Raw genomic sequence first — 24,726 nt, 5'->3', positions numbered from 1 at the left:
GAAGATGAAGGTTGTGATTCGGAAAAAGAACCGGCGCGCTTTCGCCGCTCCACCTCGGCGACAAGCTTTGCGCCGTGTTCCGCCATGGAAGCTGAAGTGGAATTAGTCACCCCGCGGCCAAACGGCGTCTTACTCCCCTTGACTGTGTCGTGCATCCGAATGATGTCCGGCACAGCCCTGTTGCTTTCCTCCTGATCGATCAAGTCGAGGATTGCTTCGATTGCAGCAACCCCAAACGCATTTGCGGACATGTGCAAACGCGCGCCTGTTTCTTGAATTCGAGCAAACAGCTCCCGATTCACCCGAAGGCTCGTTGAACCTTCGGGCTTCTTATCGTCCTGAATCTTCTCCATAAGGTTGGCTGAAAACTGCATGCAAATGCATTCTCATGCTTGCAACTGCATGCAAGTGTATGCCATAACACTCGCACACAGACAAACGAGTATGCGAAACAAAACACAGGTTCTTAACAAGGAGTCGGATTCCCGCGAAGGCGAAGGCAAACGAACGATCTCCATTCGCCCGGTATCTCTCCGACGGGCGCAGATCATCACCTCGATCATCGATAATGAGAATGTCACGGATTTCATTTCGAACGCAGTCGATCAGCGCGCCAAGGCGATGATCAAATCGCACGGAATCACACTTCCCAAGGATGCCGCGTTCGAATCGGCCTGAGTAAAGCACACCCGCACACCCGCACAAGTCGGAACCCTTAACAAGATTGCCGCCTATGACCAACGCCATCGGAACCGGAACCGCGAATCTATCGATCAACATCCCGCTCGATGAACGCTCCGAGCTGGGCCGAGCAGCCGTTCGCGAAGGTTGCAAGAGTGTTGGTGAGTTCGTGCGCAAGCTCGTGCTCGCCGGTGCTGAGGTGAAGCACCCGGAGCTGGCGGTGCAGCTCAAGGAAGTCCGCCGGAAGTATTACGGCGGCACGATGCTGATTCTGATCCTGTGCGCGATTGCTTTCGGCTCGGACGCGATGAAGGCCAGCAAGAAGGTCGCTCGCAAGGGCAAGCAGGAGTGGGCGGAGGTGGAAGCGTGAACGCGAAGTTTACGATCATTCAGCTTTTGCTCGGCATAGTGGTCGGCGGATGTGCAGGTCTGTTTTTCGGACTGCGAATCACCAAGGCTCCAATTGCAACGCAAGACGAGCATGGTTTTCGTGTCGACGTGAAGACGGTCACTGAACCAGAAGACCTCCGCGATTCAACTCCATGCGATCACACCTGGCGCTGCGATTCCCCAAACTTTCACACCTGCATTCAGTGCGGGGAAATCAAGGTCACGGAATGAATCAGAAACCCGGATGCCTGCCAACCGGCTTCGACTTGGATTCGATGCTTACACCGGAACAGTTCTGCACATGGCAGCAGGTCGAGCGGCACTGGCTTACGGCCCGCAAAGCGCAATTGCCAGGCGTCATTATCCGCGGTCGCAAGATGGTGCGGATTCATCCGCGCACATTCATTGAAGGAACTGCGAAAGGAGCGAAACGATGAATGATCCAATCACTGCTGGGCAGGTCATGGAATGGGCCACAGCCACAGCTAAGGAGCGTGGGCTTGGTGACGTATCAGATCAATACGCATTTGCGACCGGCACGCTAGCCGCAGCCCTTTCCAACCTTCTCAACAACCCCACTGCTGCTGAACGCAAGATGCTCATCGAGCGAATCACAGGAGGGACGAATGGACAATAAAGAGACAACGTTCAACGCGACCGATGCGCATTACCTCCAGCGCGTTAAAAAGATCATGGTGAGGCACAAAGTTACCTCCTTCTGTGTTCGGCCGGAAAGCAGCGGTCAAATATGGGTCCACCTGATGGGGAGTGATGAATGGCGGGGGTGCGCCTTCGAATGCAAGTTGTTTGAAGCGTTCAACGGCAAGCGGTTGGAGATGACTTTGCGCGACGGTCGTGTGCTGCTCGCGGCTTACCCGAGGAGCGGCAAATACACAGACAGCGTTTCGCGATTGAAGGAGGTAGTGAATGCCCACTGAAAAGCCAACGGAGAACGGGAACGGTGCGCCTTCCCGCGTCCTGGTGTTTCAACTTGACGGAAAGGTACCCAATATTGCGGCGATGCGGATCGCTGCACACCACAAGCAGCGCGGGGATTCGGTCGAACTGCGATGGACTGGAAACCCTGAGCGCCAGTTGTGGGATGCGCCTACCCACGTTTACGGCTCCGCAATCTTCGAAAAGTCCCGCCCATCCGTCTCAAAACTCATTGAGCATTTTCCGAATGCGGTTGTCGGCGGAACTGGTGTTGATGTGGCTTCTACTCTGGAAGCGCACGGGATCACAACAACCAAGCAGGATTATTCGATTTACCCGAACTGCCGACAAAGCATTGGGTTTACTCAACGCGGATGTCGGCTTCGCTGTTCGTTCTGCGTGGTTCCTCGCAAGGAAGGCGCGATGCGCGAGGAAAACACGATCCATGATATTTGGCGGGGCGAACCGTGGCCGCGTGAGTTGATTCTGTTGGATAATGACTTCTTTGGGCAACCGCACTGGCGCGATCGGATCGCGGAGATTCGCGAAGGCGGTTTCAAGGTCAGTTTCAATCAGGGTATCAATGCCCGGTTCCTGACAGATGAGGCAGCGGAAGCACTCGCGAGCATCGATTACCGGGCCGACGACATGAAGGCCAAGCGCATCTATACCGCTTGGGACAATCGTAAAGACGAAGCCAGGCTGTTTGAGGGATTGGACAGGCTTAAAAAATACGGGGTGAAGCCGGATCACGTCATGGTTTACATGCTCGTTGGCTTTTGGCCTGGAGAGACCTCGGAGGACAGGCTTTACCGGGTGCGCAAGCTACGGGAATGGGGAGCGCGGCCATACCCAATGCCATTTGTTCGCACCCCTGAGCTTGTCGGGTTCCAGCGCTGGCTAATTGGCGCCTACGATAAGCGCTTCACGTGGGAGCAATGGGAGGCTGCGAACTATCGCCCGGAAAACCTCAACGCGGAGGTGAACGATGAAAACTGAACAAAGCACAACGGTTCACGCAACCTCTGCGCTACCAGTCACAGCTCGAGACCGCGATCCATATTTGCGCATCGAGGATCACGCCCGTCGAATGACTATCGACACGCTGCTTGCGATTCACGGTCGGACGCTGAGTAACGCGACCAAATTCCACGCGATGACAACAGAAGAATTGTCCTCGGAGCACGACAAGATTCTCGCTGACTAAAAAATTTTCCCTCATCGGGTAGGTAAAACCCGCAAAACACGAAAGAAAGCACCCTATGGAAATCGAACTGTATTCAAAGATCAACAATCCCGTCGAAGCCATCGAACGCATCGGCCAATTCCTTGCCAAGTCAGGCATGTTCGGCTGCGAGAAAGTAGAGCAAGGACAGGTGCTTGCGATGGAGTGTCTCGCAACGGGCAAACCGCCTTCTGTCATCGCGAGGACTTATCACATCCTCGACAACAAGCTCTCCAAAAAGGCTCTCGCTGCGCTCGCTGAATTTCGGCAAATGGGCGGAAAGCATAAATGGGTCAAGGACGGCACGGATGGCAAGGAGGCCGTTCTCGAACTGGCGCTGGAAGGGAACACGATTACGTCGAAGTTCACGATCGAAGAGGCCAAGGCGCAGGGTTTGATCCGGCCAAAGTCGAACTGGGAAAAGACGCCAGCCAACATGCTCCGCGCCAGGGCGATCTCCAATGGAGTTGCCATGCTGGCACCCGAGATTTACGCCGGAGATAGCAGTGATGAGGATATTCAACCCGCAGCTTCTAGCGAACCGTTGCTAAAGAAGCAAAAGGTTGAAGCCAAGCAGGAACCAGCCGCGCCAGTCATCGACGTTTCCCCGACTCAACAACCCCCGCAGGACGCGCCGACAAATCCCGTGGTAAACAAAGCTGCTGCGCCATTCTCGATTAACGACATTGCGTTGACGGAGCGCGGGAAACTGACAGCTGAAAGTGTCAAGGGTATCGCTGAGTCCATCGGAGAGGAAAACATCGAGGCGGCGATCGCATGGCTTAAGGCTCGGCACCCTCAGCCTTGGATTCAAACCGGGCTGAGCGATCTATCGGTAGACCGCGCCAAGAAGATCATGAAGAACCCGGCTGGATTCATTCAGCACATCAAGGGGACTAAGTGAAAGCGCTTGTCGTATCAAAGCTGGCCGATGTCTCGGTCGAGCTGACCCCGGATGTCCTGTCAAAGCGGGATGCCCTGCTAGCAGAGGCCAAGTCGATAGCAGTGGTGTCCGACGAATGGTCGCTCGAAGAAGCTGTTGGCCATCTCCGCACCTTGCAAGGCTTGGTCAAGAGCGTCGAGAAGTCGCGAACAGAAGTCAAATCACCGGTCCTCGACCTCGGCCGCGCGATCGATGCCAAAGCCAAGGAGTTTGTGTCCCAGGTCGAAGCCGAAGCAACGCGCATCAACCGATTGGTCACAGAATACCAGGCTGAACAGCGACGCATCGCCGCGGCGGCTGAGAGCGCACGGCAAGCGGAGTTAGTTAGAATCGAGGCTGAGAAACGCAGGGCCGCGGAAGAACAGGAACGGCTTCGGCGTGAAGCAGAAGCTGCCGAGTTGAAACGTCAGCAGGAACTCGACAAGGCGGAAGCATCGTTCGATGAGACCGAGGAATCAACTGCTGCTGCCGCGGCAGCCGAAGCTGCAGAGAGGAAGCGGGAAGCCGAAGCGGCGGCGGAGGCGGAACGATTGCGACTGGCTCAACTGGAAGAGCAACGCCGCGCAGCACAAAGCACAGTTGCTGCGCCGGCAAAGGTCTCCGGGCTCGTCACGAAGGAGGTCTGGAAGTTCGATGTTGAAGACATTTGGGTGCTCGCAAGAGATAACCGCGATCTCGTCAGAATCGAGCCGAACACAGCCGCCATCAACGAGGCGATCCGCGGGGGAATGCGCGGTTGCCCGGGGCTTCGCATCTACTCCGAAACCAAGACCGAGGTGCGCTCATGATCCGGCCATCGTCACTACCAATGGTGGCGCAGTGCCCATCATTTCAGGGTTCATCAACAACATTCGCCGAGGATGGAACCGATCGGCACTCAGCTCTGCGACTCTACTACCACGGCGACGACTCAGAACTCGTGTTGCTCGACGACGAGAGTCAACAGGCAGTTCGTTGGGCCGCAGATTATATCCGAGCACACACCACGGACAGTTACCCCGTCGAGTGGGAGATAAAACGCCAGTGGACACGACCAGATTTCTCGGAAGCTGAAGGAACTCCGGATGTTGTAAACGGTCGCACGATCTTCGACTTCAAGTGGCGGCACCGCGATTACACCGCGCAGATGGCGGACTATGCTTATTCGCTTTGCGCCGACGGAGTGGTGACAGTGCATCTTCTTTTCGGCGCAACTCGCAAGCCTGAGGTTCTTCAATTCGATGCCGAGGCTTGCGAAAAGATCATTAACCCGATTCTCGAAAACGCTGAGAGCCCACATCCGAAGCCTTGCGACTACTGCGGTTGGTGCGCCAAGCGCCTGATCTGTCCTGCGCTTACTAAGCCAGCCACGATCGTTGCTGATGGATACCAAGAGCCGGGATTGCTCGACCTTGCGACATGGCGACCATCCGAGATGATGGACAATCCCGAGCACCTGGCGTTCGCTCTGACGCTCTGGCGCAAGGTGCTGAAGAAATGGGGCGAGTCCGTTGAGTTCCACGCCATGGAAGCTGCTACCAAGAGAGGGCTTCAACTCCCTGGATACGAGCTCAAATCGAAATCTGGCCGGCAATTCGTCAGCGATGTCGCCGCAGCATTCGCAGCCAGCGGGTTGAGCGCAGACGAGTTTCTGAAGGCCTGCGAGGTCCGCCTGAACACGTCTAAGAAGTATCCTGACCGACTCGGGCTTGATCAGCTCTTCAAAGCTAAGCTTGAAGAGAAGTCGATTGCATCTGCCAAGCGCAAGGTAGTGCAGAAGCTTGGTGACTTGATCCAACGAACCAAGGACACGCTTACCCTCTCCGCAACCAAAGGCGGGGACCATGATGACGACAACGAATAACCAGAACCTATTATGCCATCCGTAAAATTCGATTCCAAAGCAGAGTTCACCCAGTTTGAGATGTTACCCGACGGCGATTATCCGTTCGAGATTGTCGCCGTGGACTTTGCGCTCAGCACCGGAAACAAAACCAATGGCTCGGAGACTATGGAATGCAAGGTCGCCTTCTTCAGGGATAAGGCGTTCGAGAAGAAAGCCGCCCAGTGGACGGAGACGTTCATTTTTCATCCCTCAACCGAATGGAAGCTGTCCGTGTTTACCAAGTGCGCGAACATGCTCGTGAACGGGAAGGTTCCGGCCGACGGCGAGGAAATTGAATACACCGAAGCCACGGTGAAGGGTCTGCGAGGCTGGGCCAGCGTGCGAAACAAGGCTGGCACGCAGGACAAGGAGAAGCGATTCAACTACGTGGCCGCGTGGATCACGAACAAGGAAAAGCTGCCACGAAACACGCCCGCACCAATCCCGTTTTCGGAGCCGGTCAAAAGCGAAGAGGAACCTTGGTGACCCTTACGCTCGCGAACAACCCGGAAATGCAACAGGCAAAGTCTCTTCGTTATCTTTAGCCAGCCGCATCGCCGGGACTCGCGAGCGAACTTTCAAAACTATGCACATTGAAACTCATGCCGTTGAAGAATGCGATGTAACTCGCGTTCCGGAGCCTGTTCTCAAGGATGTCGAAGCCTGGATTGTGACGGCAATCGATTTGCGCACGCGGAAGCCTTGCATCGAATTCTTCCGGAAAGAAAAAGGGCTCCCGATCCCGTTTGAATCTCAGGAGCAAGCGTGCCACAGAGCCAAACTGCTTGCAGGCGACACGGTGCGGAACACCAAAACAGCGCGGTTTGCTTTCATCCGGGTGCAGAAGCTTTTCGTGGTATGACCTACCAAGACTTCATTCTGTCCAAGATGCCGCGCGCGCAGCATCAAGGTTTCTCGCCTCCGAGCGAAGCGCACCCGTCGCTATTTCCGCATCAGCGGGATATCGCTGAATGGATGGTCCGCGGAGGTCGCCGTGCATGCTTCAAGGCCTTCGGTCTTGGTAAGACTCGCACGCACCTGCAGGTCGCCAAGTGGACAGTAGAAGCCAACCCGGGAAAGAAGTTCCTGATCACGTGCCCGCTCGGCGTCCGGCATCAGTTCATCCACGAAGACGGGCCGGTCATGGACGTTGCAATGACCTTCTGCCAGACCGATGCGGAAATCGACGCAGCGCAGACGCGGGTCGTCATTTGCAATTACGAGCCGGTGCGAGATGGGAAGATCACGCTCGACGGCCGGTTCTGCGGCTGGGGCTTGGACGAGTCTTCGGTCCTGCGTTCTTTCGGATCGAAGACGTATCAGACCTTTCTCCAGATCGGCTCGGCGATTCCATATCGATTCGTCTTCACCGCGACGCCTTCGCCAAACCGCCACAAAGAGCTGATCCATTACGGCGGCTTTCTCGGAGTGATGGACACCGGGCAGGCGCTTACCAGGTTCTTCAAACGCAACCCGAAAAAGGCTGGCGACCTCACCCTGCACCCGCACATGGAGGAACAGTTCTGGACGTGGCTCGCATCGTGGGCTGTGTTCATGCAGCGGCCTTCGGACCTCGGTTACAGCGATGAGGGTTACGAGCTTCCACCGCTTCGAGTTCACTGGCACTCGGTCGCAGTCGATCACAAGAAAGCCTGGGCAATGGTCGATCGCGCTGGACAGCACGCGCTCTTCCTCGACAAGTCCAGCGGTCTAAAAGAGCTGGCCGAGGTGAAGCGCGACAGCATTGTGTCTCGACTCGCGAAGGCGCAAGAAATCATCGCGCAGAATCGTGACGCGCACTGGATCATCTGGCACGACCTCGAAGACGAGCGACGCGCAATCGAGCAACTGGTACCGGCCGTTAGAACCGTTTACGGCTCGCAGGACCTCGACGAACGAGAAGAAATCATCCTGCGGTTCTCGCGCGGCGAATTCTCCGACGACTTTCAACACTTCGCCTCGAAGCCCGTCCTTGCTGGCTCGGGCTGCAATCTCCAGCGGCATTGCTGCGACGCCATCTTCCTTGGAGCGAGCTACAAGTTCAACGACGTCATTCAGGCTGTGCATCGGATTCAGCGCTTCCAGCAGCCGCGACAGGTCAACATCCACTTCATTTACACCGAGTCCGAGGACCCAGTCGTTGAAGTCTTGAAACAGAAATGGGCACAGCACAACGAGCTGGTTGCCAAGATGTCCGAGCTTCTCCGCAAATTCCGCCTCGACCTCAAAACTATGGAAATCAAACGTTCAATCGGCTGCGACCGCGTCGAATCGGCCAGCGAAAAGTTCCGAGCCATCCACAACGACTGCGTTCTCGAACTGCAAACATGGACTGACAACCGGGTTGATCAGATCGTCACTTCAATACCGTTCGGGAACCAGTATGAGTATTCACCGAACTTCAACGACTTCGGCCACAATCCTGACAACTCGGATTTCTTCAAGCAGATGGACTTCCTTGTGCCGCATCTGCTCCGCGTGCTGAAGCCAGGGCGTCTGGCCTGCATTCACGTCAAAGACAGAATCCGTTTCGGTGGCCAGCATGGGACTGGAGTTCCGACCGTTGATCGTTTCAGTGACAAGACAGCGGATTGCTTTGAAAAGCACGGCTTCTTCTTCCTCGGTCGAATCACGATCGACACCGACGTCGTCCGCGAGAACGCGCAGACCTACCGACTCGGTTGGAGCGAGAACGCGAAAGACTCCACGAAGATGGGCGTTGGCATGCCTGAGTACGTTCTGCTCTTTCGGAAGCCTCACACCGATCTGTCGAACGCCTACGCCGACCTGCCCGTCACGAAGGACAAAAATATCTACCTCCGCGCGCATTGGCAGGTCGATGCCGCCGGGTTTTGGAAGTCCAACGGCAACCGCCTTCCTGACCCTGAACTGCTCGTCAACATGCCGATGGATAATGTGCGGAAGCTCTGGCAGGAGCATTCCAAGAATCACGTTTACGACTGGCAGGAGCATGTCGATATTGCGGCCGCTTTGGAGGCGCGTGACTACCTGCCTGCCAGCTTCATGCTGTTTCCGCCGATATCTCTGCACCCTGGAATCTGGACCGACATCAGCCGAATCAACTGTCTGAACAGCGAGCAGCAGAAGCGCAACGAAGAGAACCACGTCTGCCCGCTGCAACTGGACATCGTCAACCGGCTGATCAACCGCTACAGCAACCCGGGCGAGATCGTTCTGGATCCGTTCGCTGGAATCTTCACGGTGCCATACTGCGCGGTTCACCTGCATCGCATCGGCTGGGGGATTGAGCTTTCACCGGAGTATTGGCGCTGCGGTGTTGGCTACTGCGAGCAGGCTGAAGCTGAGCGCTGCATGCCGACGCTCTTCGATCTTCAACGCGCCGGTCAGGAGGTGGTGGGAACATGAAAACATCCAGCGAGCTGACAGTCGTCGAGTCTCACGGCCAGTCTCGGGAGCAACTCGAAAGCTTGCCGCACGTGCGAATCGAGAGTCATTGGAACGATCGCGACCTAATCGTGCTGAAGGTTCTTGATCAAGAAGTCACGCTGGTTGCGCGGGAAGTAATCGCCGCCGTCGAGAACGCGAAGAACACAGGGAGAGGCTATTAGCATGACCATCACAGCCTCACGCTCCATCGAGTCTGTCCGCGTTGCGACAGCGGAATTAACCGCCGCAGCGGAGAGATATGAAGCCGCCCTCACAAAATGGCTCAGGCGACGCACTCCGGCGAGCAACCCGCAGCCAATCGACGAGATCAAAAAGCTCGTCGCGCATCACTACGGGTTATCCGTGACCGTGATTGATGTCCGCAACCGAACGCCAAGAGTCGCGTGGGCTCGACAGGTTGCAATGGCTTTGAGTTGTGAATTCACGAACCAAAGCATCAGCGAGGTTGGGCGTCAATTCCATCGCGATCATGGAACCGTCCTTCATGCAATCCAAACCGTAAGCGATAGATGCGAGACATGCGCTGGGGATCGCTCTGACGTGGAGCATTTGCGGAACAAGATCAAGTCGGCACCTGCTGCGATATGAAACTCAAAGCTGCCGACCTTTTCTGCGGAGCTGGTGGAACGTCCACGGGCCTTGTTGAAGCCTGTCAGGAACTCGGCCACGAGTGCGACCTTACCGCAATAAATCATTGGGAGGTTGCCGTAGCGACGCACACGCAAAACCATCCGGACGCGCGCCATCTCTGCGCATCGCTCGACGCGCTGAACCCTCGCGATCTCTACGGGGAAGGCGAGCTGGACATCCTCTGGGCCTCACCGGAATGCACCCATCACTCGATCGCTCGCGGTGGAAAGCCAATCAATGATCAGTCCCGCGCAACCGCGTGGTGTGTCGTTCGATGGGCTGAAGCTCTGCGGCCGTCGATCATCCTGATCGAAAACGTGAAGGAGTTTGTTTCGTGGGGCGCGATCGGGACTGACGGCCGGCCGCTCAAGACGAAAAAGGGCGAAGTCTTCTCAGCCTGGGTGAGCTGCCTTGAGTCGCTCGGCTATCGCGTCGACTGGCGTGTTCTCTGCGCTGCGGACTACGGCGACCCAACGACACGGAAACGGCTTTTTGTCTACGCGGTGCGCGGTCGTCGCAAGATCGTCTGGCCAGAGCCGACACACGCCCCAGTTGCGACCGAAGATATGTTCGGCGCCAGGAAGCGATGGGTGCCAGCCAGGGATATCATTGATTGGAAGCTTGAAGGCAAATCCATCTACGGCCGCAAAAAGCCGCTCGCTGACAAGACACTGAACCGGATCATGATCGGGCTTGAGAGGTTTGGCCTCAAGCCGTTCACGATCCACATGGAGCATCAAGGCAGCGTCCGAAGCTTTGATCTACCGCTGCCAACCATCACCACCGCGAAAGGTGGAGCGATGGCGGTAGCAGAGCCTTACTTGGTTCATCTACGTGGCAATTGCGACGCGAAAGATTTGGACAAGCCAGCGCCAGCGCTGACGGCAGGCGGTGGTCACCTCGGTTTGTGCGAGCCTTACCTCATTCAGTGCGCCCACGGAAATGGAGGTGACATAAACGGGGACGGTCGCCGTGTGCGCGGCACGCATGTCCCGCTGCCAACCGTGGCGGGGAATCGCGGCGAGTGGGCACTGTGCGAGCCGTTCGTCATCGGCCAGCAATCGGGGGCACAACCACGTCCCGCATCTGAGCCCTTGCCAACCGTAGCAACGTCGGGCGCCATCTCACTCGTTCAGCCGTTCATTGTGCCCCAGTTCAACGGGGCTGCACCCCAAAGCGTTCACGAACCACTCGGGACAATCACGACGACGTCGCGCGGCATAAGGCTGGTTCAGCCATGCCTGGTTTCCTTCTACGGCAAGGGGGACGCACAGAGCGTCGATAAGCCGCTCCCAACTGTCACCACGAAAGACCGCTTCGGACTCGTGATGCCGACCGTCGAAATTCACGGCGAGAAATACCTGCTCGACATTCGTTTTCGCATGTTGAAACCGCACGAGCTTGCAGCCGCTCAAGGCTTCCCGCGTGGCTACAAGTTCACCGGCAACACTACGCAGGTCGTAAAGCAGATCGGCAACGCCGTTCCAAAGAACCTCGCAAAAGCGCTTGTCCGAGCCGCCTTGACGCAGCGGTCATGAACCTCCGTCCCTACCAACAGCAGATCGTCGAGGCCGTAAACAAAGGCTGGGCTGAGTTCTCGCGCCAGCTGGTTGTTTCGCCCACTGGATCCGGAAAGACGGTCTGCTTCTCGCACCTGGCAAAGATCGAATGGCAGCGCAGTCAGCGCACGCTGATCCTTGTCGATCAAAACGAACTCGTCTGGCAAGCGCTGGAGAAGCTGGAGCGAACATCTGGAATCCGCGGCGACGCCGAAAAGGCTGAGTTCTCGGCGTCCCACTCTGCGCCTGTCGTTGTGTCCACGGTGCAAAGCATGGTTCGGCGACTGGACAACTGGTCCAAGAATCACTTCTCACTCGTCATTGCCGACGAGGCAGACAAATCCGTCTCAGACATCTGGCAGAAGGTCTTGAAGCACTTCGATGCGCGCACGTGTGGCTTTACTGCTACGCCCTGGCGGACTGATCAGAAGGAGCTCGGCAGCTTCTATGAGAATGTCGCGTGCGAGATCAAGCTGCTGGATTTGATCAATCAGGGATTTCTGTCGCGCATCAAGATTCAGATGCTGCCGCTCCCGATCGACTTGAAGAACGTCGGAATGGCGCGGACAGAGAACGGCTCCGACTACGACAAGAATCAGTTGCACGAAGCAATCGAGCCCTACTTGGAGGCCGTCGCCCGCGGAATCGTCGACCACGCGATGTTCCGCAAGACAATGGTGTTCCTGCCTCTTATCAAGACATCTCAGAAGTTCGTTTCGATCTGTCAGGACCTTGGACTGAACGCCGAGCACATTGACGGCGAATCGGAAGATCGGGACGAAAAGCTGAAGCGCTTCGCTCGTGGAGAATTCGACATCCTTTGCAACTCAGCGCTACTGACCCGTGGTTATGACGAGCCGTCCATCGACTGCATTGTCATGCTGCGTCCCACAAAGTCCATCTCACTCTATATGCAGTGCGTTGGACGAGGGACCCGCATCTGCCCCGGAAAGGAGGACCTGCTGCTGTTGGACTTCCTGTATCAGTCAGGCAAAAACATGGTCTGCCGCCCGGCGCACCTGGTCGCAAAGACTGAAGCCGAGGCCGAGATCATCACCGAACTTGCAATGCAAAAGACCGGAGCGATTCCGGGTGATATCGCTGAAGGACTCCAAGTCGATTTGATCGAAGTATCAAACGACGCTGTCGGCCAACGTGAGATCGCACTTAGGAAGAGGTTGGAAGAACAGCGGAACAAGAAGTCCAATAATTTCGAGTTTTCAGCCGCCGAGTTTGCGATCGATCATGGTGCATTCGAAGCCGCCGACTACGAGCCCACGATGGGGTGGGAAACTGCCGCCGTCAGCGTTGCGCAAGAGAAGCTGCTCAAGCGAGCCAAGATTGATCCTTCAACTGTGACGTGTTTTGGACACGCGACAAAACTGCTCGACCTGCACTTCAAGAACCTTCGGCCGCGGCTTGCGGCCCCGAAGGCGATCGGCCTTATGAAGCGCATGCGTGGCCTGTCCGCTCAGGTCGGCATCACCGATTTCGACAACGTCACCGCCGCGCAGGCAGGACGATTTTTCAAAGCTCTCAAGGAGCGCAAGAAGCAACCACAGATGATATGAGCCGCAATCCTTTCGCCAATTGGTCTGATGCCGATGTCGCCCGGCACAATTCACGAATCATCAAGGTTCCGGTCAAAGACGGCCCTGAAATCGCGTTCGCACCAAAGATCAAACGCGAGGCTGAACTGCACGAACAAATATTCTGCGAGTGTCGTCGCCGCGGATGGGTTGTGTTCCACGGCGCGATGTCAGAGCGCACGCATCGAACAGCAGGAGAGCCGGATTTCATCATCCTGTGCGACTCAGGTCGCGTGCTTTTGATCGAGTGTAAAACTGCAACTGGAAAACTGTCGCCCGATCAGCTCGCGATCAAAGCGTGGGCTGCGAAGCTCGGTCATACCGTCCATGTCGTTCGTTCAATCGAGGAATTCTTCACCACTCTCAATGACCGTCATCGAACAAGCTCAACGTTACCTTAACGCAATACCATCCGCTGTCTCTGGCGATGGTGGACACAATCAGACGTTCGCCGTCGCGATGGCGCTGATCGAAGGATTTGCACTCTCGCCGTCTGACGCGCGGCCGCTGATGGCTGAGTATTCCGCGCGGTGTTCGCCAGCGTGGTCTGAGCGCGAGATTGAACACAAGCTGGCCGATGCGGAGCGACGCGCTGACCCCGCCAAACGTGGAAAGCTCATTCGGAACGGGGTGCGATACAAGATGTCGCGAGCCGTCCCGCCGCCAACTGCGAGACCGACCGCTGCCCCGACACCCGCCAAGAAGGCTCCACGATACGAAGTCTCAGACGCAGCCGAGCTTCCTGATCCGATGCCTGATGGAGCACGTCAGTTTCTCCGGGCTGCGTTTCAGCCTTCCGAGGGAATCAGGATCGCAATCGCTCGCACCGGGGACGAGGGTCGAGAGATTCCACGCGACGCTGGCGTGACGCTTTCCCGCGAGGAATGGCTGCGCAAGCTCGACGCGCACAAAGGCAACCCGAACGGATTCCTCAAGACGTCAGACAAAAACGGAATCTTCGTGTCGGTCAACCCGATGAAAATCGGCGGCTCCAAGGATGCCGACGTCACAGCATTCCGCCACGCGCTGCTGGAGTTCGACGAGATTAGCCGCGAAGAACAATACAGCATCATCCTGCAATCGCGTATTCCCTGCACGGCAATCATCAGCTCTGGCAAAAAGTCAATTCACGCGTGGGTGAAGGTCGACGCGAAGGACCGACGCGAGTTCGATGATCGCGTCAAAGCGCTCTACGCGCATTTCGCTGACTATAAGCCGGATGAGAAGAACAAGAACCCGTCGCGGTTCTCGCGATTGCCGTTCTGCGAACGCGGCGCTGCCAGACAGGAGCTCTTGGCACTCAATGTAGGTTGTGATTCGTTTGCGGAGTGGGCAAAAGAGAGTAGCGACGACAGGCTGCCACCTCCGATCAGGTTCAGCGACCTCCTGGCACTAGACACCTCGAATGATCCGAACTGCGTCATCGGGTTCCATGACGGCCGAACGACCCGATACCTGTGCCGCGGAAAGTCCGGTTGGCTACTCGGCCCGTCGGGGATTGGAAAGTCGTCCCTGATCCTTGAATTTGCGATCGCTTGGGCGCTCGGGTTTGCAGCGTATGGCATTGAATGCGCCAAGCCTCTTCGATCCCTAGTCGTTCAGGCGGAGAACGATCGATACGACCTGGCGGAGATGGTTCAAGGCGTCGCAAAGGCCCACAGTTTGAGCGAATTTGATGCCGAGGAGGCTTTTCAAACGGTCAACTCAAACATCTTGTTTCGCACCGAGACGCGTTCCGTTGGCTCCGAATTCATCAAACGGCTTCAACGGATGATCGAAGAGGACAAGCCTGACATCGTGTGGATTGACCCCCTGCTTTCGTTTGCCGGGATCAGCGTGAACGATCAGAAAGAGGTGACGATCTTTCTGCGCGAGATGATCAATCCACTGCTGGAGACAACCGGCGTCGTGATGATCGGGATTCATCATACGGGCAAGCCGAAATCGGCCCGGGAGACCGCCGGCTGGAACGCCATCGATTGGGCATACGCAGGCCTTGGGTCCTCAGAGTTGGTGAACTGGGCTCGGGCGGTGATGATGCTCAAGCCGGTCACCGAGACCGAATTCGAGCTAAAGATGGCAAAACGCGGAAAGCGCGCCTGGGCCAAGAACCCGGACGAAACCTTCACAACGTCGATTTGGCTCCGCCATGCCAGCTTCGGTATCAAATGGGAACAGATGCTCCCACCGGACGAGCCCGAACCACAGGAGCCGAAGGAGAAAAAAGCAACGAAGCCACAGCAGATTGCCAGCATGAACAGCCATACCCTGTTGGCTGGATTCCCTACGACAGGTGAGGGTTTAAGTCTAAGGGAGTGCGTCAGGCGATTTAAGACATGGCTAGGATCGAAGGAATGCCCCAAGAGGATGGTCGGGGTAGGAGATGGCACAATCCGAAGTGCTATAGAGCTCATGCTCGAGTCCGAAAAGCTCACCTGCCATGAGGATGCCTATTTCAAAGGAAAAAACGCGTAAGTCTCAACCTGTATGTCACTTACAACAAATCTAATCGACAGCTTGAACCTGAATAAGGAAGAAGGTGTGCAAAGTGTGCAAACTGGTGTGCAAATCACGGACTTTGCACGGTGTGCAAAAAGATGTGTGCAAAATCCCCCTCTAAGGAGGGGGGATTTATTTTGCACACGAATCTTTTGCAATACACCGGTGCAATCCGCCTCGCGCATTTGCACAGTTGGCTCATTGCTGCGGCGACTCATCCGGGCTTGCAACGAGTTTCGGGCAGGTCAGCAAAAAACGCCGCCGTTTATTCGAAATCGGCAACTGCTGCCTAGGGGAATCCCCTGTAAGGAATCTCTTACACTTTTTGGCGGGATGCAGGGGCCGCTAGGCGCTTAAGGAATCCATGAGAACCAAAACTCCAAAAAAGCCCGGAATCAAACCCGGCAAGGCCACCAAGACGGTTTCTCCGACTCGAAAAGACCGCGAGAAAGTTGAAGCCATCGAACGTCCCAGAGGCGGTTTGCGCGAGAACGCCGGACGTCCACGTTCGCAGGAATTTGAGTGGCCAATCTTCGATACGCTGACTCAGTGCTCAGCGATGGCTTCGGTGCCGATCGCGGTGCTGAAACAGGCGAAGTCTCTCGGCTGTCCGGCGTTCAAACACGGCCGGGTTTACTTCACTGAGTTCCTGCCCTGGCTGTTCACCACGATGATGACCGACTCAACGGTGAACTGGGGTGAGGAGAGCAAGAAGCTGGACGTGCTGCTCAAGCGCGTTGAGCTCGCGGAGAAAGAGAAGCGAGTCATCGACCGCGGATCGGTAGCCGACGGAATCGCGAAAGCGCAGTCGACGTTGTTCAGCGAGCTCGACCGCGTGTTCGTTTCCGAACTCCCGGCCCGCGGCAAAGGGATGGACGAAGTGAAGCTGCAAATTTTGTCCCGCAGCGAAATTGAAAAGCTTAAGGAATCGCTCGGGTCACAACTCCAAAAACTGACGGAAGGAACCACCAATGAAAACTGAAGCAATGATGCGACACCTGATCGGACCGTTTTGGTTCGCGACCCGGAAGCGGTTTCTCGAACCGGGGCTCTACCACTGCAACCGTTTTCGCAACAAACGAATCATCGCGTTGCCGACCGAACGAGAGCACCTCACGCTCACTGAGTTTCCAGAGCAGACGGTAGTCATCGCGAAAGATCAACCGGAGTATCGACCACTTCCCGCGTATCGGTTCCGCAATGACCCCGAGGGCAAGATCATCTGCTGCTGGAAGCTGACGATGATCGGACGCATCAAGCTACTGTTCACGGGCAAGCTCTGGCACCAGGTGCTGACGTTCAACGGCCCGCTTCAACCGCAACTCATCACGCTGGAAAAACCGGAGATGCCGAAATGATCAATTGCTCTCGGGAACATTGCTTGTTCAATCACAAGCGCAACTTTGCCAGGGCCAACAAGTGGTGGTCCCCTATTGCTCGCTGGTCGGCTTTGAGGCACGCCCTTGAGGATTGGCAAAACCACAAGCTCGTCTGTCCGCACTGGGCGACTAAAATCAAATGACAAACCCATCACCACTCAACTGGGTTCTTCAGCAGTTCATCCGATCGATTCCAGGGAAGTCGGTTCGATCGATTTGCGAATGGGGAAAGCAGTTCGTGAAGCTGCCGGGATCCGCGATGTCCAAGACGTTTGATCCAGACATCACGCCTTGGATCAAGGAACCACTCGACAGCACCGACCTTCCAGAACGTCGCAAGACGGTCTTCGTCAAGCCGATTCAATCGGGTGGATCAGTCGTCGGTGAAGTGCGGCTCTGCTACGTGCTCGCAACCAAGAGTTCGGGCGACGTGCAATACAACTGGCAGAACGATGAGCAGGCGGATGCGCGATGGAACAAACGAGTCGAACGGATCCTGCGCGCGTGCGATCCGGTGATGGTGCGCTGGCCGGCGGAGCGGTTCAAAGCGATCAAAGGCCAGGTGCTGTTCCCGCACGCGAACTTCACGATGCAGGGCGTTCTCACCAACCGCAACGTCGCATCGGATTCGATCAAGTATCAGATCAACGAGGAATGCCACGATGAGGAAGGCTGGTTGCCAGGGCGACTCGATCAGGCCTTCGGACGCACGACCGCATTTTGGGATCACTCGATTTTGGTCATCAGCAATGCCGGTCGCAAAGAATCCGAGCTTCATCAGAAATTCGAACAGGGCACACAGCAACACTGGGAAGTGAAATGCCCGGGCTGCGGATTGTATCACACGATGCGAACCGAGTGGAGTGACAAGGAGCCGCACCTCGGCGGGCTGCGTTACGACAGCGACAAGTATCGACGCGGCGAAAACGATTACGATTACGCCGGGTTGCAAGCGACGGTCAGGCATCAACTCCCTTGTGGTTACACCGTGCACGATCTCGACAAGCTCACACGGCGACAGTTGAGCCTCAGCGGCCGTTACGGGAATCCACGCAACGCTGGTGCCGCAGCGGGAATCGCGAGTTACACGCTGGAGGCAGTCAGTATCGATTACATCTCGTGGCTCGACTTGATCATGCAGAAGCATGCCGCGATCAAGGCGATGAAATACAACAACCTTGAGCCGTGGAAAAAGTATCTGCGCGAACGCGAGTGCAGGTTTGCGAGCGACGAAGATCGACCGTTCTTCCAGAAGATTGTTCTCAGCGAACGAAATAAAGATCGCGACGGACTGCCGAATCGGCTCGTGCGTTTCGGAGCACTCGATCGCCAGCAAGGCGTATTGCTCCGCGGCGAGTTGCCGCACTGGTGGGGAGTTATTCGCGACGTCGCACTGGATCAGCAGACCGGACACATTCACTCACTGCTCGTGTGGGAAGGAAAACTGGAGACTGATGAGCAAGCGGCTGACGTGATGAAGCGGCACAACGTCGACCCGAAATGCGTCGCGGTGGATTCCGGCGACGACACCACGCACGTCTACAAGTTCTGTTTGCAGCATGGCTTCAACGCGATCAAAGGCGGTGGCGCAGTGTTCTATCCGCATCCGGACAACTCCAAAAAAGTCTTCAGCGTCGAGAAGCCGCTGCACGGAATGCTCAACGCGCAGCCGAAGTTTGAATACGTTCTCCGGAACGGTGAACACGTCCGAGACGATCGCGAGCCGCTGTTCTGGTTTTATTCCAAGCCCACCATCCGAGATCGATTCGCGTGGTTGTCATCAGGCGGCGCCGGAGTGGTGACGTTCGAGACACCCGGAGATGTCAGCGACGATTATCGAAAGCACTTGGAGGCCGAAGAACTCCGCGAACAGCGGAACAAGGACCGGCAGACTCGAGCGCGCCTGGGTGCAACTCAAAGAGCGAAACGATCTTTTCGTCTGCGAATGTTACATCGCGATGTTGATGGAAATGGCCGGCCTCATCGGGATTGATGCCGGGTTAAATCCCGAACCACTCGAACCAAATGCCATACAAAAAGCCTCGCCTGTCTAAGCGCCAGGGACAGATTATGACCCTTGTTTCTGTAGGCAAAACCGACAAGGAAATCGCATCTACTTTAGGCATCTCGGAAGAGACCATCGGAAACCACTTTCGAACAATATTTTCGAGGCTAGGAGTGACGTCGAGAATTCGCGCCGTGCTTCGCTGGAAGAGGCTGTGAGTACCATGACACGAACGTGTCATGACACAAACGTGTCAGTAGGCAAACATCCCACTTGCAAAGCAGAGTGTATGTGTGGCGATAAGCACGAGTTTGAAGCGCAGTTTTCTGGAGGATGCCTGGGACGCGGCGAAAGTCGCGAACTCAACTTCCCCAGATCTTCGCACTCAACTCCGCGCAAACGAAACCACGGCTCGCAAAGCTGTGGCCGGTGGCGCGATCGAGCTCGTGTCGATGAACGGGCGGACTACGAAGTTCGCTAAACCAGGAGCCCACGCTCCATCCCCTGAAGACGTTCGCGCTGCGTGGCGTGAACTTGTTGACCTCTACGATTCATCGAAGCGGTTTCTCGAATACTGCGTTTCCGAAAGCCTCGATCCAGCGGCAACAGAGCTGAACGGCTCAGACACCGCCGGAACTCCTACCGCGGCGACCGACGCGAACCTGTTTGTCTGGATGATGGATCACCTGATCGAGATCACGGAGATCCAACACGATTACAGCGAAGCGGGGTGCTACCGATGAACCCGCTCTCGAAAGCTTTCGGTTTCATGCGCGCGATGTGGACCTTCGCGCGATACGAAGCCGGTCTCCGTTACAATCCTCGCCGAACGTTCCTTCCCGGGTTCGTTCAAGACGCGCACATCGACGCGGATCAATGCACGCGCATGGAGCTGGTTCGTAAGTCTCGATGGTTCGAGAAGAACGATGCCCTGGCGAACCGCATCGCGGAGGTTTACACCGAATTCACTGTCGGTGCCTTTGGTCCGACAGTTTCGCCTGAGAGTTCTGACGAGGATTGGAACCTTCGCGCGTCCGACTGGCTCGACGAGTGGTCACAAGTCGCCGATCTCAATTCGAAGTTCGGATACGGCGGATTGATGACAACCGCGTGCTGGCGCGAGTTCTTCGATGGCGAATTTTTCCTCCTGAAGACCGGTGAACGCGGACGTCCTCGGCTGCAAGGCATCTCGGCCCATCGCGTTGCAACGCCTCCCGACCTTTACGACCAGGAAGGCAGCACGATCATTGACGGTGTGCGCATCGACAAGCGCGGCCGGCCGATAAGCTACTTCATTCAGGAAGGTTTCGACGATGAGAGATTCACCGAACGCACGGCGAATGAGGTGATTCACCTCTTCGAGCCATCGGCACCAAATCAATACCGAGGGCTTCCGAAGCTGACGCCGGTGATGAATCTCCTGCACGACTGGAACGACCTCTGCATGTTCGAAATGCAGAAGGCGAAGGACAACGCGCAGATCACGAACATCTGGGAAAACGCGACGGGCTCTTTCAGTCCGCAGCAGGCTCGGCAAAACAGATTTCTTCCGACACAAACGGCGCCGACCGATTCCATCGACAGCCAGCGTTACGAGTTCATCAAGCGCGTGCTCGGTCCGAAGAGTGTTGCCGTCAAATCTGGCGAGAAGATTTTGCAGTTGAAGAACGAAAGCCCGTCGGCGGCAACACAGTGGCTGTGGGATTACATGGCCTCGCTGATTTGCGCCGGCGTAGGAGTCTCGAAGCTTCTGGTTTTCCCGTGGTCACTGCAAGGCACAGTTGCGCGTTCCGAGCTCGATCTTGCAACGAACTATTTCCGTTCGCGTTTCGCGACGTTCGCTCGCGCTTCGTTCGAAGTTTACCTGTTCGCGATGGGCACCGCACGATTCTCCGACGTGCGCGTTGCCGATGCACCGTTCGACTGGACCCGAATCGAAGTTTTGCCGCCGCGCGCGCCGAACGTGGACGTCGGCCGGAACTCCGCGGCGATGATTGCCGAGCTGGAATCAGGTGCGACGACGCTGAAGGACATCTATCTGCCGCGCAACCAGAGCTGGCGGAAGCAAATCGACCAGCGCGGACGCGAAGAGCAGGTCATCGACATCACGGCCAAGAAATACGGGCTTACGCCTGATCGCATTCGTCGCGCAATCGCTGAGTCGATGAAGGCGCAGATGGCCGCAGAGACCGAAAAGCAGCGCCAGGAGGATTTGCAGCCCGCATGAAGACGAATTTTCCCATTTTTGCCGATGCCGCCGGAGTGAAATCTTCAGCCGGAAAGTATTCGGTCGTTTTCAACGCGGCGACAGATGACAAGGACGCTGAGATTCTGATCCACGGGCCAATTGGGCGCTCGTTTTGGTCGGACGACGGTATTACCGGAAAGGACTTCACGGATGCTCTCAATAAAGTCCCCGTGGGAACAAGGGTTAACGTCGGAATCAACAGCCAGGGAGGATCGGTCAACGAAGGACTCGCCATTTTCAACGCCATCTCCCGGCGAAAAGGCGACGTCACCTGCAGAATCGACGGCTATGCGCTTTCGATCGCCTCCTATTTCCCTCTCGCGGCCGCAAAGGTCATCTCTCCGAAGTCTGCCCTTTGGATGATTCACAATCCGTGGAGCTGGGTTGAGGGGTGCTCTGGCGACGCGGATGACATGCGCAAGTATGCCGAGCTGATCAACAAGTCGGCGGACATGCTCGAAAAGCATGGCGACGTTCTTGTCGCAGCCTACACCGAGCGCACCAAGCGAACCGACAAGCAGATCCGCTCTGCGATGAAGGAGGAAACCTGGCTGACGGGCGAAGAGGCTGTTGAGTGGGGGCTCGCTGACGAGGTCAACGACGAATCTGCGGCTCTCGACGCTCTCGATTTTTCCGGCATGGAGGCTAAGGCCTTCAAGCGCATCCCGCTCGCGTGCCGTTCTCTCATTCTTGCTGCCGCTGGACAAACCAAACACCTGCCTGCCGCTGCGGCTGATCCGAATTCCGCCCCTAAAGGCGGGGCAAACAAAAAAACAGACATAGTTATGAACCGAAACCAAATGCTCGCCCTGCTGAAATCGTGGGGCGTTGAAACGAACGACAGCCTGACCGACGAGCAGTTGGTCACGATGATCGGAAAAGGCAAACCTCAGGCCTCGGCTCCGGCGGCACCTGCCGCGGCAGCTCCGGCTACCACAATCGACATCACTGCCGAGATTCAGAAGGGAATCAACGCTGAGATGGCGAAGGTGAATAAGCGCGCCGAAGCTGACAAGCAACTGGCTGCGCTTGTGGCTGCAAACAAAATCACCCAGGCGCAGGCGGAAAAGGCCCTTCCAGCGATTTTGTCTGAGTCTGGAGAAGTGAAGGACAGCGCGGTTCTCGCGGCGCTCGGGCAGAACCCCGTCCGTCCGGAGCCAGCAGAACCTGTCGCGATCGAAATCTCAGAGGAAAGCGCCAGCGTGAAGGACATCGAAGCTGGATTGGCGCAGATGCGGAAGCCGATCCTTTCACTGCTCGCCGGCAATGATCCGGATGTCAAAGCGATGCAGAAGAATGCGGTCGCGATCAACGCAATGATCACGAAAAACCGCAACAAGATCAGGGAAGCACTCGCCGCAAACACCATCAGCTCGGACCTGCAGCGCAATGTCATCCTTTCGGACGGAATGCGCGCCTTCAAGCGCCGGATTCTTCCGCTGAGCATCTTCAGCACGCGATTCAACAATGTCCCGCTCGAGGGAACCAACAAGATCGCGGTGCCCTACTACCCGTTGTTTACCACGACGAGCAAGGACTTCTCCGATGGGACAGGATACCAGTTCGACACCAGCACCAGCACGCTCGACAAGGACGTGACGATCAACAAACGTAAATACCAGCCGTTCAACTTCTACAGTCACCTGCTTTCTCGCCAGCCTTACTTCAACACGATGCGGTTGATGGAGCTTAAGGCAGAGCAGTTGGCGCTGGATGTCTGGCTGGACGTTCTCGGCGTGTTCACGCTCGCGACCTACGGCGCAACAGTGAAGCTGGAGCAGGCCGACGCTTTCGACTCCGATGATGTAATCGACATCGGCGGAAGCTGTGACGATTCAGACTGGCCGGACACAAGTCGGTCGTTGGTCTTGCTGACGAGCTATCACACGAACCTGAAAAAGGATCCATCCCTGAAGAACGCCGACAAGTCCGGAAGTGAATCGACGCTGCGTGAAGGCTCGACGGGCCGGGTCGATCGTTTCGATATCTATCACAGCCCACGGTTCCCGAACAACTCTGAGAACCTCGTTGGCTTGGCGGTCCTGCCATCTGCTGCTCTGGTCGCCACATCACCCATTGCGCCCGGGCCTGGCGTTCGTCGGCAGTTGGTCAGCTACGATGTTGTTGTCGATCCAACCACCGGCGTCGCGTTCGAATATCGCTATTGGGGCGATGCTGACCAGGATGAGGAGCGCGAAATCGTGGAGGTGAACTACGGCTTCAATGCCGGAGAAGCCGCTGCCGCGAAGCGCATCACCAACGGTTAACCCCCTGTGCCGGGTGGACAGCCAAACACCCGGCTTCTTTCCAATGCGCTCATTTATTCTCATCGGTAGAAGTCGAAAGACCGGCAAAGACGAACTCATCTGCGGCCGCGACGTGAAGCCGACCGTTCAGATCGATAAGTTCAAAACACTCGCCCGGAGCCGGACCAATAACGAGTTCGAAAGCGTATCGTTGCTCGAAGAAGTTCCCGCGAAGAAAACGCTTCGTTTTATCACCGTGGCACAAGCCGAAGCGCGCGTGAAGTCCGCCGAAGAAGCGGAAGCTAAAGCGAAGGCTGATGCCGAAGCTCAGGCCAAGGAAGCCAAGGAAAAGCAATCTCAACCGGAAAACTCCGGCCCTGAAACCCCAAACAAAAAGAAAGGCAAGAAGTGAAGAAATTGAAATCAATGCCGGGCATTCTGGCCGTGAGTGCGATGGCGCTGACGGCGAATGCGTATGACGCGAAGATGTTGACCGTTCAGAACGTGGCAGGCGGTTCGGGTGGGCCGGTGACAAACCAGGTCTTGTATGTCGGCAATCAGAGCAACGTCACGATCCAATGGTTGAGCTCTGCGACAAACATTGTCGCACGGTTCGGAACCTCGGTGGATGGATCCAACTTCACAACGAACACGTTCGTTATCACGTTCGATACGTCCACTACTCCGGGTCGCGCAGCAGTGACAAATCTCAATGTGGGCGGGTTGGGTTACTTGCGGCTAGACCACTACTCCGTAGGCGGATCGATCGCCGCGACCAACACGATTCGCTACAGCAACAAGCCTGGCATCTGATGTCTGTCGCGTCCTCCATCGACGAGCAAGCCGCCGACGTCCTCGCCGTTGGCCACAATGACCTGATGACACTGCAACCCGGTGCAATCGAGGTCGGCGGCTATGCTCAGGAGGTTACCAACGATCCCAAGATGGTCGGAACCAGAATGGGATGTTCAATGACAATTATTCTTCACTTCAGTGACAATTAGAAATCACTGTGCCTGCCGGTTTTGTTTTCATCTCTGTGTCATCTTTCAACCCTTTCGAAACCACCCCCTTCGGTGGAACGGAGTCCCTGGAGCCGTAGG

At 56.4% G+C, this 24,726-nt stretch carries 28 protein-coding genes; 27 read left to right on the top strand and 1 reads right to left on the bottom strand.

Annotated features, from left to right (window positions below):
• Nucleotides 1–444: 444 nt before the first annotated feature.
• The 11 genes from VEH04_08255 to VEH04_08205 all read left to right on the top strand — a co-directional run bounded on the left by VEH04_08255 (nt 445) and on the right by VEH04_08205 (nt 6,525).
• Nucleotides 445–678, top strand: a complete 234-nt coding sequence (locus VEH04_08255) for a hypothetical protein (GenBank protein ID HYG22758.1) — start codon at nt 445–447, stop codon at nt 676–678.
• A gap of 55 nt (nt 679–733) precedes the next feature.
• On the top strand, nt 734–1,051 hold the full coding sequence (locus tag VEH04_08250; protein HYG22757.1) for a hypothetical protein: 318 nt from the start codon (nt 734–736) through the stop codon (nt 1,049–1,051).
• 247 nt (nt 1,052–1,298) lie between these two features.
• Nucleotides 1,299–1,508, top strand: a complete 210-nt coding sequence (locus VEH04_08245) for a hypothetical protein (protein ID HYG22756.1) — start codon at nt 1,299–1,301, stop codon at nt 1,506–1,508.
• Nucleotides 1,505–1,708, top strand: coding sequence for a hypothetical protein (locus VEH04_08240; protein HYG22755.1), 204 nt, complete (start codon nt 1,505–1,507; stop codon nt 1,706–1,708). The genes VEH04_08245 and VEH04_08240 overlap by 4 nt, the downstream gene beginning before the upstream one ends.
• Nucleotides 1,698–2,009: a hypothetical protein gene (locus VEH04_08235; GenBank protein ID HYG22754.1), complete on the top strand. Its 312-nt coding sequence runs from the start codon at nt 1,698–1,700 to the stop codon at nt 2,007–2,009. The genes VEH04_08240 and VEH04_08235 overlap by 11 nt, the downstream gene beginning before the upstream one ends.
• Nucleotides 1,999–3,006: a radical SAM protein gene (locus VEH04_08230; GenBank protein HYG22753.1), complete on the top strand. Its 1,008-nt coding sequence runs from the start codon at nt 1,999–2,001 to the stop codon at nt 3,004–3,006. Before VEH04_08235 ends, VEH04_08230 begins: the two co-directional genes overlap by 11 nt.
• Nucleotides 2,996–3,214: a hypothetical protein gene (locus tag VEH04_08225; GenBank protein ID HYG22752.1), complete on the top strand. Its 219-nt coding sequence runs from the start codon at nt 2,996–2,998 to the stop codon at nt 3,212–3,214. The genes VEH04_08230 and VEH04_08225 overlap by 11 nt, the downstream gene beginning before the upstream one ends.
• Nucleotides 3,215–3,269: 55 nt before the next feature.
• On the top strand, nt 3,270–4,136 hold the full coding sequence (locus VEH04_08220) for a hypothetical protein (protein ID HYG22751.1): 867 nt from the start codon (nt 3,270–3,272) through the stop codon (nt 4,134–4,136).
• Nucleotides 4,133–4,963 (top strand): hypothetical protein, encoded by an 831-nt coding sequence (locus VEH04_08215; protein HYG22750.1) that lies wholly within the window; start codon nt 4,133–4,135, stop codon nt 4,961–4,963. The genes VEH04_08220 and VEH04_08215 overlap by 4 nt, the downstream gene beginning before the upstream one ends.
• A complete protein-coding gene (locus VEH04_08210; protein ID HYG22749.1) occupies nt 4,960–6,018 on the top strand; it encodes a hypothetical protein in 1,059 nt (352 codons plus the stop codon). Before VEH04_08215 ends, VEH04_08210 begins: the two co-directional genes overlap by 4 nt.
• Before the next feature lie 12 nt (nt 6,019–6,030).
• Nucleotides 6,031–6,525, top strand: a complete 495-nt coding sequence (locus VEH04_08205) for a hypothetical protein (protein HYG22748.1) — start codon at nt 6,031–6,033, stop codon at nt 6,523–6,525.
• Between the two features lie 55 nt (nt 6,526–6,580).
• Here the strand turns inward: VEH04_08205 and VEH04_08200 are convergent, their stop codons facing one another.
• Entirely contained in the window at nt 6,581–6,811 is a 231-nt protein-coding gene (locus VEH04_08200) for a hypothetical protein (GenBank protein ID HYG22747.1), read from the bottom strand.
• An 86-nt stretch (nt 6,812–6,897) separates the two neighbouring features.
• On the opposite strand from VEH04_08200, the gene VEH04_08195 reads away from it, so the two are divergent.
• The 16 genes from VEH04_08195 (at nt 6,898) to VEH04_08120 (ending at nt 24,627) form a co-directional block, all read left to right on the top strand.
• A complete protein-coding gene (locus tag VEH04_08195; GenBank protein HYG22746.1) occupies nt 6,898–9,426 on the top strand; it encodes a DNA methyltransferase in 2,529 nt (842 codons plus the stop codon).
• Complete coding sequence (locus VEH04_08190) at nt 9,423–9,629, top strand: hypothetical protein (protein HYG22745.1); 207 nt, start codon at nt 9,423–9,425, stop codon at nt 9,627–9,629. Before VEH04_08195 ends, VEH04_08190 begins: the two co-directional genes overlap by 4 nt.
• Nucleotide 9,630: 1 nt before the next feature.
• On the top strand, nt 9,631–10,056 hold the full coding sequence (locus tag VEH04_08185; GenBank protein ID HYG22744.1) for a helix-turn-helix domain-containing protein: 426 nt from the start codon (nt 9,631–9,633) through the stop codon (nt 10,054–10,056).
• Nucleotides 10,053–11,636: a DNA cytosine methyltransferase gene (locus tag VEH04_08180; GenBank protein ID HYG22743.1), complete on the top strand. Its 1,584-nt coding sequence runs from the start codon at nt 10,053–10,055 to the stop codon at nt 11,634–11,636. The genes VEH04_08185 and VEH04_08180 overlap by 4 nt, the downstream gene beginning before the upstream one ends.
• Complete coding sequence (locus VEH04_08175) at nt 11,633–13,228, top strand: DEAD/DEAH box helicase (protein HYG22742.1); 1,596 nt, start codon at nt 11,633–11,635, stop codon at nt 13,226–13,228. The genes VEH04_08180 and VEH04_08175 overlap by 4 nt, the downstream gene beginning before the upstream one ends.
• A complete protein-coding gene (locus tag VEH04_08170; protein ID HYG22741.1) occupies nt 13,225–13,647 on the top strand; it encodes a VRR-NUC domain-containing protein in 423 nt (140 codons plus the stop codon). Before VEH04_08175 ends, VEH04_08170 begins: the two co-directional genes overlap by 4 nt.
• A complete protein-coding gene (locus VEH04_08165) occupies nt 13,613–15,721 on the top strand; it encodes an AAA family ATPase (protein HYG22740.1) in 2,109 nt (702 codons plus the stop codon). Before VEH04_08170 ends, VEH04_08165 begins: the two co-directional genes overlap by 35 nt.
• 388 nt (nt 15,722–16,109) lie before the next feature.
• Nucleotides 16,110–16,727 carry a hypothetical protein gene (locus tag VEH04_08160; protein HYG22739.1) on the top strand — a complete coding sequence of 206 codons (618 nt, stop codon included), beginning with the start codon at nt 16,110–16,112 and terminating at the stop codon, nt 16,725–16,727.
• Nucleotides 16,717–17,103, top strand: a complete 387-nt coding sequence (locus tag VEH04_08155) for a hypothetical protein (GenBank protein HYG22738.1) — start codon at nt 16,717–16,719, stop codon at nt 17,101–17,103. Before VEH04_08160 ends, VEH04_08155 begins: the two co-directional genes overlap by 11 nt.
• A gap of 160 nt (nt 17,104–17,263) precedes the next feature.
• Nucleotides 17,264–19,117: a phage terminase large subunit family protein gene (locus VEH04_08150; GenBank protein HYG22737.1), complete on the top strand. Its 1,854-nt coding sequence runs from the start codon at nt 17,264–17,266 to the stop codon at nt 19,115–19,117.
• Between the two features lie 323 nt (nt 19,118–19,440).
• Nucleotides 19,441–19,872 carry a hypothetical protein gene (locus VEH04_08145; GenBank protein HYG22736.1) on the top strand — a complete coding sequence of 144 codons (432 nt, stop codon included), beginning with the start codon at nt 19,441–19,443 and terminating at the stop codon, nt 19,870–19,872.
• Nucleotides 19,869–21,356 (top strand): phage portal protein, encoded by a 1,488-nt coding sequence (locus VEH04_08140; protein ID HYG22735.1) that lies wholly within the window; start codon nt 19,869–19,871, stop codon nt 21,354–21,356. Before VEH04_08145 ends, VEH04_08140 begins: the two co-directional genes overlap by 4 nt.
• Nucleotides 21,353–23,644 carry a head maturation protease, ClpP-related gene (locus VEH04_08135; protein ID HYG22734.1) on the top strand — a complete coding sequence of 764 codons (2,292 nt, stop codon included), beginning with the start codon at nt 21,353–21,355 and terminating at the stop codon, nt 23,642–23,644. Before VEH04_08140 ends, VEH04_08135 begins: the two co-directional genes overlap by 4 nt.
• Nucleotides 23,645–23,657: 13 nt before the next feature.
• Nucleotides 23,658–24,035, top strand: a complete 378-nt coding sequence (locus tag VEH04_08130) for a hypothetical protein (GenBank protein HYG22733.1) — start codon at nt 23,658–23,660, stop codon at nt 24,033–24,035.
• A complete protein-coding gene (locus VEH04_08125) occupies nt 24,032–24,436 on the top strand; it encodes a hypothetical protein (GenBank protein HYG22732.1) in 405 nt (134 codons plus the stop codon). Before VEH04_08130 ends, VEH04_08125 begins: the two co-directional genes overlap by 4 nt.
• Complete coding sequence (locus VEH04_08120; protein ID HYG22731.1) at nt 24,436–24,627, top strand: hypothetical protein; 192 nt, start codon at nt 24,436–24,438, stop codon at nt 24,625–24,627. Before VEH04_08125 ends, VEH04_08120 begins: the two co-directional genes overlap by 1 nt.
• Nucleotides 24,628–24,726 lie beyond the last annotated feature (99 nt).

This window comes from Verrucomicrobiia bacterium, assembly GCA_035629175.1.
Lineage (GTDB): Bacteria > Verrucomicrobiota > Verrucomicrobiia > Limisphaerales > DASXHY01 > DASXHY01.
This window is presented reverse-complemented; position numbering and strand designations above follow the sequence as displayed.